Source organism: Ectothiorhodospira variabilis (assembly GCF_022227625.1).
GTDB lineage: Bacteria > Pseudomonadota > Gammaproteobacteria > Ectothiorhodospirales > Ectothiorhodospiraceae > Ectothiorhodospira > Ectothiorhodospira haloalkaliphila.
On record NZ_JAJNAO010000002.1, the window covers coordinates 174842 to 187701 of the forward strand.

Below are 12860 nucleotides of genomic sequence, written 5' to 3' on the forward strand. Positions count from 1 at the left end.
CGCGCTTTCGCGGCCGAGGGTCGCCGCCCACACAATCCTCTGTCGCTTCAGGCGGTGGCGAGTGCGCCTTTCAGGGCCTCCAGGAACTGCTGATTCTCCGCGGGCGTGCCCACCGTCACGCGCAGGCAATCGGCAAGCAGGCCACCCTGGCCGGAGAGGTCCTTGATGAGCACGCCGCGATCCCGGATACCCTCGAACACCACTCGCCCCTTGCCTCGCGGCACCCGGAAAAGGACGAAGTTGGCCTCACTGGGGAACGGCTTGACCCCCGATATCGACCCCAGCGATTGGTGCAGGACCTCGCGATCCCGGCGAATGGCTGCCGCCTGCTCGTCCAGCACCTCGTGATGGTCCAGAGCGAATTCCGCCGCCACCTGGGTGAGCACGTTCACGTTGTAGGGCAGACGCACCTTCTCCAACTCGTCCATCCAGGGCGCAGGGCCGCACAGATACCCCAGTCGCAGACCGGCCAGGCCCAGCTTGGACACGGTCCGCATCACCAGCAGGCGCTCATACCGATCCAGGTCGGCCAGAAAGCTGTCATCGGCAAAGGGGCCATAGGCCTCGTCCACGACCACCAGCCCCGGTGCACGGGCAATCAGCGACTCCACGTCCTGCCGCGACCAGCGGTTACCGGTGGGGTTATTGGGATAGGCCAGGAAGACCACCGCGGGTTGATGGGTGTCCAGGGCCCGCTCCATGGCGGGCATGTCCAGGGAGAAGTCCTCATTGAGGGGGACACCCACGAACTCCAGGCCCAGCCAGCGGGAGATCATGCGATACATGACGAAACCCGGCTCTGGGGCCATGATCACGCGCCCCGGAGCAGCCACGGCCATGAGCAGGATCTGGATCAATTCGTCCGAGCCATTGCCCAGCATCAATCGCGCCGTATCGGGCACCTGCATCACCCGGCGCAGCGTCAGGGTCAGACGTGTGCCCTGAGGATCGGGATAGCGGTTCATGGCCACCCGGGACAGGCGCTCAGCCCAGGCTGATTGCAGTGATGCGGGCCATTCGTAGGGGTTTTCCATGGCGTCCAGCTTAACCAGTCCCTGGGACGAGGGCACGGGATAAGCAGACAGTTCCCGAATCTGTGGCCGAACAAGGTCCGCAGGCGTGGCCATGGTCATGGCTGGGCATCCGGGTCCTGGCGGTATTCCGCGGAACGCGCATGGGCGACCAGGCCCTCGCCCCGGGCCAGAACCGAGGCCGTGCGGCCCAGATCGGCAGCGCCCGCCGGAGAGCACTGGATCAGGCTGGAACGCTTCTGGAAGTCATACACCCCCAGTGGCGAGGAAAAGCGGGCCGTGCGCGAGGTGGGCAGCACATGGTTGGGGCCGGCGCAGTAATCCCCCACCGCCTCGGCCGTGTGACGTCCCATGAAGATGGCGCCCGCATGACGAATACCCGGCACCAGGGTCTCGGGATCTGCCACCGACAGTTCAAGGTGCTCCGGTGCAATGTGGTTGGCCACCTGCACCGCCTCCTCCATGTCCCGCACCTGGATCAGTGCCCCCCGGTCCGCCAGGGAGGTGCGAATGATCCCGGCCCGCGGCATCTCGGTGAGCAGCTCGTCCATGGCAGCGGCCACCCCATCCAGAAAGGCACCATCCGGACTGACCAGCATGGCCTGGGCATCCTCGTCATGCTCCGCCTGGGAGAACAGGTCAGCAGCGATCCAGCGCGGGTCGGTCTTGCCATCGCAGACCACCAGAATTTCCGAGGGACCGGCCACCATGTCGATGCCCACGGTACCGAAGACCATGCGCTTGGCGGTGGCCACATAGATGTTGCCGGGCCCGACGATCTTGTCCACCGGTGGCACCGTCTGGGTGCCATAGGCCAGAGCGGCCACCGCCTGGGCGCCGCCGATGGCGAACACCCGATCAACACCGGCTACAGACGCCGCCGCCAGCACCAGGTCGTTCACCACGCCGTCCGGGGTAGGCACCACCATGATCACCTCGGGCACTCCGGCCACCTTGGCGGGCACGGCGTTCATGATCACCGACGAGGGATAGGCGGCCTTGCCGCCGGGCACGTACAGGCCCACCCGGTCCAGGGGCGTGACCTTCTGCCCCAGCATCGTGCCATCGGCCTCGGTGTAGCACCAATCAGACATCTTCTGGTGTTCGGCATAGCTGCGCACGCGATCGGCGGCGCGCTCCAGGGCCTCACGCTGTTCCTGAGGAATGGTCTCCAGTGCCCGGGCCAGGCGCATCTGGGGAATTTCCAGTTCATGCAGGTCGTGGCACTCCAGGCGATCGAAACGGGCGGTGTATTCCAGCACCGCCGCATCGCCACGCTGGCGCACGTCTGCCAGGATGTCGGTGACGGCGCGGGTCACGGCCTCATCGGAGACCCCTTCCCAGGCCAGCAGCTCGTCGAGCCGGGCCATGAAGTCGGTCTGTGTGGAATCCAGTCGATTGATCTTTGGCATGACGATATCTCCAGCTACGACGCCTTGGAACGGCGCTCCCGCACACCTGCGGCCAGGTCCCTCAACACGGGGATGGTATCGTCCCAGTTCATGCAGGCGTCCGTAATGCTCTGCCCATAAACGAGGGGCTTGTCGGCAACCAGATCCTGCCGTCCAGCCACCAGGTGGCTCTCCAGCATAACACCCATGATGCGCCGATCGCCGCTGGCCACCTGCCGGGCCACTGAATGGGCCACGTCCACCTGCTTTGCCGGGTCCTTGCGGCTGTTGCCATGGCTGCAATCAATCATCATGTGAGCCGGCAGACCGGCATCCCCAAGGGCCTCGGCCGCCTCGTCCAGGCTCTTGGCATCGTAATTGGGTTTGCGCCCACCGCGCAGGATGATGTGGCAATCGGGATTGCCGGCTGTGGAGAAGATTGCCGAGTGACCCGCCTTGGTCACGGAGAGGAAGTGATGCGGCTTGGAGGCCGAGCGGATGGCGTCGATGGCCACCTGCAGGCTGCCATCGGTGCTGTTCTTGAACCCCACCGGACAGGACAGGCCAGAGGCCAGTTCCCGGTGCACCTGACTCTCGGTGGTGCGCGCGCCGATGGCGCCCCACGCCACCAGATCGGAGACATACTGGGGGCTGATCAGGTCCAGGTATTCCGTGGCCGCCGGCATGCCCTCCCGGGCCAGGTCCAGCAACAGCCCCCGGGCCAGGCGCAGCCCCTTATTGATCTCGAAGCTGCCGTCCAGGTTGGGGTCGTTGATCAGGCCCTTCCAGCCCACCACGGTGCGCGGCTTCTCGAAATACACGCGCATGATGACCACCAGGTCGCGGGACAGCTCGTCCCGCAGGGCCTTCAGCCGCCGCGCATAATCCTTCCCTGCCTCCACATCGTGGATGGAGCAGGGGCCCGCAATCACGAGAAGACGGTCATCCGTGCCCTGCAGGATGCCCTGAATCGCCTGGCGGGCTTCGTAGACCGTGGTGGCGGCTGCCTCGTTGATGGGCAACTCCTCGTGCAACTGCCGTGGTGGCAGGGCCTCGCGGATATTGATGATCTTCAGGTCGTCGGTGGGGTGCTGCATGGGTACCTTGGGCAATGCGTGTCGAGTCTGAGGAGGATCTTCCCTGGCTGAGTCACGGGCATCGACTTCACCCGGGTGGAGGCTCACGCCGCCTGAGAAACCGCCGTATCCATGGACTGGATCAGCGCCTTGACGCGAGCGGACTTCATCTTCATCGAGGCCTTGTTGACGATCAGGCGGGAGCTGATGTCGGCAATATGCTCCAGCGGTTCCAGACCATTGGCGCGCAGCGTATTTCCGGTGTCCACCAGGTCCACGATGCAATCGGCCAGACCCACCAGGGGCGCCAGCTCCATGGAGCCATAAAGCTTGATGATCTCCACCTGCCGCCCCTGCTCAGCGTAATAACGGCGCGTGGTGTTGACGAACTTGGTGGCCACCCGCAGGCGCCCGGCCCGTTGTGTCGCCCCCGGGCGTCCGGCCACCATCAAACGGCAGCGGGCAATGCGCAGGTCCAAGGGCTCGTAGATGCCCTCCCCGCCATGCTCCATGAGCACATCCTTGCCGGAGACGCCCACATCGGCGGCTCCGTACTGCACATAGGTGGGGACATCGGTGGCACGAATCACCACCACCTTCACATCCGGGTGATTGGTATCCAGGATGAGCTTGCGGCTGGTCTCCGGATCGTCCACCGGCTCGATGCCGGCCTGGGCCAGCAAAGGGAGGGTGTCCTTGTAGATGCGCCCCTTGGACAGGGCGATGGTCAATGTCTGTTCAGGCATGAAATCATCCGGGCACGCGGCGAATGATGGCACCAAGCTGGGACAGCTTCTCCTCGATGCACTCATAGCCGCGATCAATGTGATAAATGCGATCCACCAAGGTGTCGCCGTCGCCCACCAGGCCCGCCAGGATCAGGCTGGCCGAGGCGCGCAGGTCCGTAGCCATCACCGGGGCCCCCTTGAGGCGCGGTACGCCGCGGATGACGGCAGTATTGCCCTCGATGCGGATGTCCGCTCCCATGCGCTGCATCTCCAGGGCATGCATGAAGCGGTTCTCGAACACCGTCTCGGTGATGGTGGCCGTACCTTCCGCCACGGTATTCAGGGCCACGAACTGGGCCTGCATGTCGGTGGGAAAGGCCGGATAGGGCGCCGTGCGCAGACTCACGGCCCGCGGGCGTCGACCCTTCATGTCCAGGCTGATCCAGTCCTGACCCACATCCAGCTCCGCCCCGGCCTCTTCCAGCTTCACCAGCACGGCGTCCAGGGTCTTGGGCTCGGTGTTGCGGGTTCGCACCTGGCCGCCGGTGATGGCCCCGGCCACCAGGAAGGTCCCGGTCTCGATGCGGTCCGGCAGCACGTCATAGGCGCACCCCCTGAGCGAGGTCACACCCTCGATGATCAGGGTATCGGTGCCGGCACCGCTCACCTGGGCACCCATGGCATTCAGGCAGTTGGCCAGGTCGATGATCTCCGGCTCCCGGGCGGCATTTTCGATGATCGTGGTGCCCTCGGCCAGGGTGGCCGCCATGAGCAGGTTTTCGGTGCCGGTCACGGTCACCGTGTCCAGCACCAGCTTCGCTCCCTTGAGGCGACGCGCCCGGGCACGGATGTAGCCCCCCTCCACCTGGATATCGGCCCCCATGGCCGCCAGCCCCTCCAGATGGATGTTCACCGGACGCGAGCCAATGGCGCAACCGCCAGGCAGGGAGACTTCCGCCTCGCCATGCCGGGCCAGCAGGGGCCCCAGTACCAGGATGGAGGCGCGCATGGTGCGCACCAGCTCATACGGCGCCACGCATTCGCGAAGAGTGTCGGGGTTCACCTCGATGCGCATGCGCTCGTCCACGGTGAGCGTCACGCCCATCCGTCCGAGCAACTCCATGGTGGTGGTCACGTCCTGCAAATGCGGGACGTTGCCGATGGTCATGGGCCCGTCGGCCAGGAGCGTGGCCGCCAGGATGGGCAGCACCGCGTTCTTGGCGCCGGAAATACGCACGTCGCCCTTAAGAGGGCCGCCACCGCTGATGATGAGTTTGTCCATGGGGGTGGGATGATAGCGGAAATCCGGCCGTCAGTCGTCCCGCTCCAGGGGCATCACGCCATCCAGGTCACTGAGACGGATCAGGTCCCACATGCGATCCGGCACACCCACGAACCGCAGCCCTCCCTCCGGACCACCGCACAGACGCATCCACTCCACCAGCAGGGCCACCCCCGCGGAATCGGTCCGGGTCACCCCGGACAGATCCACCCGGCAGCCGCCCTGCCCCTCCTTGAAGCGTTTCCGGGACTCGGCCCAGAGATCTGGCACGGTCTGTTGGGTGAGCTCCCCCACCAGACGCATGCCTTGATCACCGGATTCCAGGCGGGCCTCGGTCACTGTTCCTGCCCCGCCTCGATGGCCTCCTCGATGAGGGACTCATCACCCTCCTCCAGGCGCTCTATCAGGGCATCCAGGCCGTGACGATCCACCTCGGCCCCGAAATTGGTGCGGAAGTTGGTCACGAAGCTCAGGCCCTCCACGGTCAGGTCGAAGACCTTCCATTCCCCGTCCACGGGGCGCAGGCTGTAATTCACGCTGATGTTGGAGCGCCCCTGGCCCATGACGATCTCGCTGGCCACCGAGGCCATGCGGTCATCGGTGAAACTGCGGTGAGGCAGTACGCGGATGTCCTTGTCCTTGTGCTCGGCCATCTGCAGGGTGTAGGTGCGTACCAGCATGTTGCGGAAGGCCCTCACGAACCGCTCCCGCTGCTCGGGCTCGGCAGTGCGCCAGTGGCGGGCCAGGATCAGCCGCGACATGCCCTGCCAGTCGATCAGCGGCAGGATGATGTCATCCACCAGTTCGAACAGGAATTCAGGATCCTCGCGGGTCCGCTCCGGGTCCTCGCGCAGTTTTTCCAGGACCTTGTCGGCCGTATTCCTGACCAGGTCGACCGGGTCCTTGTCGGGCAGGGAGGCCTGGGCGACGGACATCGAGGTGGCCACGACCAGCAGGGCGGCTAGCAGTAAATGAAAGAACGACTTCATGACGGACTCCGGTTCGATGGTTCTGCGATGCTGCGCCCCGGGGCATGAACCGGGGCTGAATGGGCCGGGCGAATCCTTACGGCTTAATCACTGGTCATGTTGACCAGCATGCGCCCGATCAATTCCTCAAGCACCACCGCCGATTGGGTGAACAGGATGGTGTCGCCATCCGCCAGCACCTCTTCCTCCCCACCAGGCTCCAGAGCGATGTACTGCTCTCCCAGCAAACCGGCGGTATAGATGCTGGCCTGCGTGTCGGTGGGCAGATAATCATGCGCAGCGGAGATATTCATGGTCACCCGCGCCTGGTAACGCTGGGGATCGTAGCGAATATCCGTGACCCGACCCACACGCACGCCGGAGATGGTCACCGGGGCGCGCACCTTGAGCCCGCCGATGTTATTGAAATGGGCATGCACCTCATAGCCTTCGCCACCGCGGTATTCACCCAGGTTGCTCACCTGCAGCGCCAGCATGAAAAGGCCTGCCAGCCCCAGGGCCACGAAGATGCCCACGGTGATTTCGATCCAGCGTGTCGTCATCTTGCCGTCCCGTTATCAGAGGTCACCGAACATCAGTCCGGTGAGAATAAAGTCCAGGGCCAGTACGGCCAATGCGGTATGCACCACGGTGCGGGTGGTGGCCCGGCTCACGCCCTCCGACGTGGGCGCACAGTCATAGCCCTCGTAGACGGCAATCCAGGCGGCCACCAAACCAAAGACCATGCTCTTGATGACACCGTTCATCACATCCTCGAACAGATCCACACTGGCCTGCATCTGCGACCAATAGGACCCCGAGTCCACGCCCAGCAGGCCCACACCGATGAAATATCCGCCCATCACCCCCACGGCACTGAAGATGGCCGCCAGCAGGGGCAGGGAGATCACCGCCGCCAGAAAACGCGGCGCGATCACCCGCTTGTAGGGATCCACCGCCATCATCTCCATGCTGGAGAGCTGTTCGGTGGCCTTCATCAGGCCGATCTCTGCAGTGAGGGCCGAACCGGCCCGGCCGGCAAACAGCAATGCCGTGACCACCGGCCCCAGTTCCCGCACCAGCGACAGCGCCACCACCGCACCCAGGATCTCGGCGGCACCGAAGTCCACCAGGGTGATATAGCCCTGGTACCCGAGCACCATGCCCACGAACAGCCCTGACACCACAATGATGAGCAAGGACAGCACGCCCACCGAATAGAGTTCGCGGATCAGCAGCCGGGGCCGCATCGCCAGCGGCCCCAGGGCCAGCAGGGTACGGAACAGGAACAGATGACCACGCCCAAGGCGCTCGAGCACTCCCAGACTCCATTGTCCCAGCCGCTGGAATGCGCCCATCAGGATCGTCCACCCGTCATCAGATCATCCAGATAGTCCGGCGCCGGGTAATGGAACGGCACCGGCCCATCGGGCAGCCCCTCCAGAAACTGACGCGACCAGTCCGAGGCCTCCCGCTGCAGTTGCGACGGCGACCCCTGGTCCACCACCCGGCCGTCGGAGATGAGATACACCCAGTCGGCGATGGAATTGGCCTCCGCCACATCGTGGGAGACCACGATGCTGGTCATGCCCAGGGCATCGTTCAGGCGTCGGATCAACGACACGATCACGGCCATGGTGATGGGATCGAGGCCCGTGAAGGGCTCGTCGTACATCATCAACAGCGGATCCAGGGCGATGGCCCGCGCCAGGGCCACGCGCCGGGCCATGCCGCCGGAGAGTTCGCTGGGCTGCAGGGCCCAGGCGCCGCGCAATCCCACGGCCTCCAGCTTCATCAGCACCAGATTACGCACCACCGGCTCGGGCAGGCGGGTATTCTCGCGGATGGGGAAGGCCACGTTGTCGAAGACATTGAGATCGGTGAGCAGCGCCCCGCTCTGGAACAGCATGCCCATACGCCGCCGCAGGCGGTAAAGCTCCCGCAGGGAAAGCCGATGCACGTCCTGCCCTTCCACGAGCACCTGCCCCCGGTCGGGCTTGAGCTGGCCGCCGATCAGCCGCAGCAGGGTGGTCTTGCCCGTGCCGCTGGGACCCATGATGGCCGTCACCTGCCCCCGGGGGATGGTGATATCCAGCCCATCAAAGATCTTGCGGTCACCGCGGGCAAAATGCACATCGCGGATCTCGATCCAGGGGGTTTTATCGGGGATGGGGGAAATAGGGACGTTCCTTGGCAGGGTAATGATCGTCGAATATCAATCGAGCCGCGATCATGATCTGTCGGAGCGCCGGGGCTGTCAAGTGAACCCCAGCAAGCCGGCCAGGGTGACGGTTTGCCCCATGACGGCGGGCGGGGCATCCAGGAACAACACGCCCGAGCGGCCTTGCGAGCACCGAGCGAACGCCTCCAGATGGTCACGCAGGACACGCGGGTGCGCCCCTGATGGCAGGACCACCCGCCCCACCGGCCCGCAAGGCGCCTGCGTGTCCGGCCCCGTCCACAAGCGGGCATGTGTCGCCGGGGCACTGGCCGAGTAACAAGGCAGGCCATCCGGCCACGGGCCCATGGCCGCGGTGCCTCCTCCCCCCTCCATGGGCACGCGCGTGGCCTCGGGCACCACGAGGCCCGCCAATTGGGGCCCCAGGGTCTCCCGCAGGCGTCCCAGGTGCTCCACATCCACTCCCCCGGGGTCCGCCAGTTCCAGATAAAACCGGAAGTCCTCCCGCACCTCGCCGAGCCAGCCCCGCCAATCCGACACCTCTGTGCCTTGCCAGCGCTGTGCAGGCACGAGGACCGCAGAGAACTCGTTGGCGTAAAAGCACAGACGCCAGGACGCCGGCATGTCCTGGGGGTAGAATTGCGCCACCCACGCCGGGTGCTCCCAGTCACGGGCACCCAGCGTGAGGTGGAAAGACTTGCCTTGTCCCATTGTTTAATCCGCTCCCGCCTTGAGGTAGTGTTTCGCCGATGAAGCTCAATCCCGACAAGACTTTGGACATGGCCCGGGCCGTCCTGGAGAACGAGGCTCAGGGTATCCGCGATCTCATCCCCCGCCTGGATGAACGCTTTGTCCGTGCCTGCGAGTACATGCTGGCCTGCACCGGGCGTGTGGTGGTCACCGGCATGGGAAAATCCGGCCATGTGGGCGGCAAGATCGCCGCCACCCTGGCCAGCACCGGCACCCCGGCCTTCTTCGTCCATCCGGGCGAGGCCAGCCACGGCGATCTGGGCATGATCACCACCGGGGATACGGCGCTGGCCCTGTCCAATTCCGGGGAGACCGATGAACTCCTCACCATCCTGCCATTGATCCGCCGCCTGGGCGTCCCCCTGATCGCCCTGACCGGCAATCCGCGTTCCACGCTGGCCCGGGAGGCCAACGTGCACCTGGATGTGAGCGTCGCCGCGGAGGCCTGCCCCCTGGGCCTGGCCCCCACCTCCAGCACCACCGCCACCCTGGCCATGGGTGATGCACTGGCTGTGGCCATGCTGGAGGCCCGGGGCTTCACCGCCGATGACTTTGCCCGCTCCCACCCCGGTGGTCGCCTGGGGCGGCGCCTGCTGCTGCATGTGGGGGATATCATGCACACGGGTGAACGCATACCCCTGGTGCGGGCCGATGCCCCACTGACCGACGCCCTCATGGAGATCACCCGCCAGGGCCTGGGAATGACCGCGGTGGTGGACGAGCACCGCAACCTGATCGGCGTGTATACCGACGGCGACCTGCGCCGCACCCTGGACCGAGGCATCGACATCCGTGGCACGTGCATCGGTGATGTCATGACCCGCCAGTGCAAGACGGTGCAGTCGGGCATGCTGGCAGCCGAGGCCCTCAAGGTGATGGAGGACCACAAGATCAGCGCCCTGCCGGTGGTGGACGTGGGCCAGCACCTGGTGGGAGCCCTGAACATGCATGACCTGCTGCGCGCCGGCGTGGTCTGAAGTGGTACGACGGCCCCGTGGTATCCTTGCCCCATGAATGATACGCCAAGACAACGTGCCCGCGACGTGCGCTTCCTCATCCTTGACGTGGACGGCGTGCTCACCGATGGCAACCTCTACCTGGGGGACGATGGCCAGCAGTACAAGGCCTTCAACAGCCGTGATGGTCATGGCATCCGCATGCTGGCCGACAGCGGCGTTCAGATCGGCATCCTCACCGGGCGACGCTCTCAGGTGGTGGAACACCGCTGCCGTGACCTGGGCATCCAGCACATCGTCCAGGGCCGTCGCGACAAGCTGGATGCCCTGGGTGGATTGCTGGAGGCGGCTGGTGTGGGTATCGAACATGCTGCCTACATGGGGGACGACGTGGTGGATCTGCCCGTGATGCGTCGCGTCGTCATGGCCATTGCCGTGGCCGATGCCCACCCCCTGGTGCGCGAGCATGCCCACTACATCACCCGGACAGGCGGCGGCCGTGGAGCGGTGCGTGAGGCCTGCGAGTTCATACTGGAGGCCCAGGACAACCTGCAGGCCGCCCTGGCCCCCTACCTGGAATGAGTCGCCGCCTTTCAGGACTGCTGCTGATCCTGGCACTCACCCTGGTGGCCGTGGTCGGCTTCTGGCTCGCCGAGAATGCCCAGGAACGACGCGTCGTGCCGACCACCCAGATAGATCCCGAGGCCAATCAGTTCTTTGCCGAGGATTTCGTGGTCTGGAGCATGGACGAGTCCGGCAACCTCAAGTACCGGCTCTCCGGCGCCCGACTGGAGCAGCGCCAGGCGGACCGTTCCAGTCATGTGGAGGCCCCGGTGCTGATCATGGAACACCCCCCTGCTCCCGACTGGACCCTGCGTTCCGAACACGGCTGGATTTCACCCGCCGGCGACGAAGTGCAACTGCTGGGCAACGTGCGTCTGGACCGCCCCGAGGCCCCTGATCACCCCCCCATCACCATCACCAGCCGGGATGTCACGGTGTGGACCCTGCCCCGCCAGGCACAAACCGATGCACTGGCCCGCATGGTGAGCACTCATCGGGAGGCGGAGGGAGTGGGCATGACTTTGGATCTGACCCGGGATACCCTGGAACTTGAGAGTCAGGTGAGAGGCACCTATGTTCCGCACTGACATCCCCACGAGTCCGTTTGTGGCGGGGCTGCTATTGGCCGTTTTGCTGTCATGTATGCCTGTTGCACAGGGCCAGCACGACCCCGACCTGCCCATCCGCATCGAGGCGGATCGCGCCAGCCTGGACGATCAGCGGGGGGTGAGTATTTACCGGGGCAACGTCACCATCACCCAGGGCGATACCGTCATCACGGGCGACGAGGTGACGGTGCATGCCCCCCAGCGGCAACTCCAGCGCATGGTCTCAGAAGGGCGCCTGGCCACCCTGACCACACGGGATGAATCCAACCGTGAGGTTCGCGCCGAGGCACGACGCATGGAGTTCTTTCCGGATGGACCGCGGGTGGTGCTCACCGGCGAGGCCCGGGTATGGCAGGGGGATGACGAATTCCGCGGCAGCAGCATCGTCTATAACCTGGAGGCCGCCACCCTTGAAGCCAGCACCGGCGACACAGGCCGGGTGGAGGCCATCTTCGCACCCCGGGATCGTTCTCGCTCCCGGCCGGAGGACGGCGACACCCCATGAGCCGCCTGGAGACCGACAAGCTGGTCAAGCGTTACCGGGCAGTCAAACCCGTGGACGGCGCCTCCATCCACATCAACAGCGGTGAGGTGGTGGGCCTGCTGGGCCCCAATGGCGCCGGCAAGACCACCTGCTTCTACATGATCGTGGGCCTGGTACCCTGCGACGAAGGCCAGATCCGTCTGGATGGCCGCGACATCACCCGACTGCCGATGCACGCGAGGGCCCGCATGGGCGTGGGCTATCTGCCCCAGGAGCCCTCGGTATTCCGCAAGCTCTCCGTGGCAGACAACATCATGGCCGTGCTGGAGGTCCGCCGCGACCTCAACAAGGCCCAGCGCCTGGAGAAGATGGAATCCCTGCTGGAGGAGTTCCAGATCCAGCACATCCGCGACAACGCCGGGGTCAGTCTCTCCGGTGGCGAACGACGGCGCGTGGAGATCGCCCGTGCCCTGGCCACCGAACCGGCCTTCATCCTTCTGGACGAACCCTTCGCCGGCGTGGACCCCATCTCGGTGATCGAGATCCAGCGGATCATCACCCATCTCACGTCACGGAACATCGGCGTACTGATCACCGACCACAACGTGCGCGAGACCCTGGGCATCTGCAACCGGGCCTACATCCTCAGTGGCGGGCACATCATCAGCCAGGGCGCGCCGGAAGACGTACTGGCCGACCCGCAGGTCCGCCGCGTCTATCTGGGGGAGAACTTCCGCCTGTGAAGCCAAGCCCCCCCGTTCAGCATGCGGTTTTCGGGACATGGGTCCCATTTTTGCTGGCACACCGTATAATCTCCCCTGAAAGCATCATTTACGCCGGGGG

The 12860-nt window shown here is 65.2% G+C and carries 16 protein-coding genes; 5 read left to right on the forward strand and 11 right to left on the reverse strand.

The annotated features are described in order from the left end of the window. Window positions 1–47: 47 nt before the first annotated feature. The 11 genes from hisC to LPW30_RS03475 form a co-directional block, all read right to left on the reverse strand. A complete protein-coding gene (hisC, locus tag LPW30_RS03425; protein ID WP_238623706.1) occupies window positions 48–1133 on the reverse strand; it encodes a histidinol-phosphate transaminase in 1086 nt (361 codons plus the stop codon). Then, a complete protein-coding gene (gene hisD, locus LPW30_RS03430; protein WP_239680085.1) occupies window positions 1130–2443 on the reverse strand; it encodes a histidinol dehydrogenase in 1314 nt (437 codons plus the stop codon). The genes hisC and hisD overlap by 4 nt, the downstream gene beginning before the upstream one ends. 14 nt (window positions 2444–2457) lie before the next feature. Further along, complete coding sequence (locus tag LPW30_RS03435) at window positions 2458–3519, reverse strand: 3-deoxy-7-phosphoheptulonate synthase (protein ID WP_025280586.1); 1062 nt, start codon at window positions 3517–3519, stop codon at window positions 2458–2460. Between the two features lie 83 nt (window positions 3520–3602). After that, window positions 3603–4244 (reverse strand): ATP phosphoribosyltransferase, encoded by a 642-nt coding sequence (gene hisG, locus LPW30_RS03440; protein ID WP_238623708.1) that lies wholly within the window; start codon window positions 4242–4244, stop codon window positions 3603–3605. Between the two features lie 4 nt (window positions 4245–4248). Further along, complete coding sequence (murA, locus tag LPW30_RS03445; protein WP_238623709.1) at window positions 4249–5508, reverse strand: UDP-N-acetylglucosamine 1-carboxyvinyltransferase; 1260 nt, start codon at window positions 5506–5508, stop codon at window positions 4249–4251. A 30-nt stretch (window positions 5509–5538) separates the two neighbouring features. Beyond that, window positions 5539–5847, reverse strand: a complete 309-nt coding sequence (locus LPW30_RS03450) for an STAS domain-containing protein (protein ID WP_238623710.1) — start codon at window positions 5845–5847, stop codon at window positions 5539–5541. After that, window positions 5844–6497, reverse strand: a complete 654-nt coding sequence (locus tag LPW30_RS03455; RefSeq protein ID WP_025280582.1) for an MlaC/ttg2D family ABC transporter substrate-binding protein — start codon at window positions 6495–6497, stop codon at window positions 5844–5846. The genes LPW30_RS03450 and LPW30_RS03455 overlap by 4 nt, the downstream gene beginning before the upstream one ends. Window positions 6498–6580: 83 nt before the next feature. Then, entirely contained in the window at window positions 6581–7039 is a 459-nt protein-coding gene (gene mlaD, locus LPW30_RS03460) for an outer membrane lipid asymmetry maintenance protein MlaD (protein WP_025280581.1), read from the reverse strand. Window positions 7040–7054: 15 nt separating this feature from the next. Then, entirely contained in the window at window positions 7055–7834 is a 780-nt protein-coding gene (mlaE, locus tag LPW30_RS03465; protein ID WP_203225295.1) for a lipid asymmetry maintenance ABC transporter permease subunit MlaE, read from the reverse strand. Further along, window positions 7834–8679, reverse strand: a complete 846-nt coding sequence (locus LPW30_RS03470) for an ATP-binding cassette domain-containing protein (protein ID WP_238623879.1) — start codon at window positions 8677–8679, stop codon at window positions 7834–7836. The genes mlaE and LPW30_RS03470 overlap by 1 nt, the downstream gene beginning before the upstream one ends. 54 nt (window positions 8680–8733) lie before the next feature. Continuing rightward, window positions 8734–9366, reverse strand: coding sequence for a DUF72 domain-containing protein (locus LPW30_RS03475; protein WP_239680086.1), 633 nt, complete (start codon window positions 9364–9366; stop codon window positions 8734–8736). A 38-nt stretch (window positions 9367–9404) separates the two neighbouring features. Between LPW30_RS03475 and LPW30_RS03480 the strand changes: the two genes are divergently transcribed. The 5 genes from LPW30_RS03480 to lptB are packed head-to-tail and all read left to right on the forward strand — an operon-like array spanning window position 9405 to window position 12760. Next, window positions 9405–10382 (forward strand): KpsF/GutQ family sugar-phosphate isomerase, encoded by a 978-nt coding sequence (locus tag LPW30_RS03480; protein WP_025280577.1) that lies wholly within the window; start codon window positions 9405–9407, stop codon window positions 10380–10382. Window positions 10383–10415: 33 nt separating this feature from the next. Next, window positions 10416–10943, forward strand: a complete 528-nt coding sequence (gene kdsC, locus LPW30_RS03485; protein WP_239680087.1) for a 3-deoxy-manno-octulosonate-8-phosphatase KdsC — start codon at window positions 10416–10418, stop codon at window positions 10941–10943. Next, entirely contained in the window at window positions 10940–11512 is a 573-nt protein-coding gene (lptC, locus tag LPW30_RS03490; protein WP_238623713.1) for an LPS export ABC transporter periplasmic protein LptC, read from the forward strand. Before kdsC ends, lptC begins: the two co-directional genes overlap by 4 nt. Before the next feature lie 55 nt (window positions 11513–11567). Continuing rightward, complete coding sequence (gene lptA, locus LPW30_RS03495) at window positions 11568–12038, forward strand: lipopolysaccharide transport periplasmic protein LptA (protein ID WP_238623714.1); 471 nt, start codon at window positions 11568–11570, stop codon at window positions 12036–12038. Next, the gene (gene lptB / locus LPW30_RS03500) at window positions 12035–12760 is read left to right on the forward strand and encodes an LPS export ABC transporter ATP-binding protein (RefSeq protein WP_025280573.1); all 726 of its coding nucleotides are present in this window, start codon (window positions 12035–12037) and stop codon (window positions 12758–12760) included. Before lptA ends, lptB begins: the two co-directional genes overlap by 4 nt. Window positions 12761–12860: the final 100 nt, after the last annotated feature.